Annotated in this window: 1 protein-coding gene; it reads right to left on the bottom strand. The window is 68.9% G+C overall.

Annotation, left to right across the window (positions count from 1 at the left end):
* Positions 1-610: hypothetical protein (locus ACYVC6_RS07870; RefSeq protein WP_460712665.1), on the bottom strand; the 610-nt coding region annotated here is incomplete at both ends.

The following is a 610-nucleotide window of genomic DNA, read 5'->3' on the forward strand; positions in this document are numbered from 1 at the left end:
CGGGGGAGCTGGTCACGGTGTACCCGGTCAGGGCCGAGCCCCCATCGCTGCTTGGCGCGGTCCACGACACCATCGCCTGGGCGTCCCCGGCGGTCGCGGTCACCCCAGTCGGGGCCCCTGGCACGGTGTCCGGAGGGGTGTTGGTGACGGTGAGCTTGGTGGGGTGGTTGTGGAAGGTGGCGTCGTCGTTGCCGAGGGTGTCCTCGAGTGGATAGATCGTGACGGTCCAAGGGCCGGGGGCGGCGGTGTCCGGGATGGTGACTGTCCGCGACCAGACGCCGTCCTGGGCGGTGCCGGAGGTCAGGGTCATCGATCCGAACCCTGCGGTCTGCGTGGTGGAGTCCGAATCCAGGAGCAGCGTCGGGGCGGTCGTACCCGTCGCGTCGGTGACGTGGGCGGAGACGGTGACCTGCTTGGCGCCGTCGTTGACGTCGACGGTCTTCGGGCTGAAGTCGAAGTCCGACAACACCGGAGCAGATGTGTCCGGAGGGGTGTTGGTGACGGTGAGCTTGGTGGGGTGGTTGTGGAAGGTGGCGTCGTCGTTGCCGAGGGTGTCCTCGAGTGGATAGATCGTGACGGTCCAAGGGCCGGGGGCGGCGGTGTCCGGTGG

This window comes from Nocardioides dilutus, assembly GCF_054779555.1.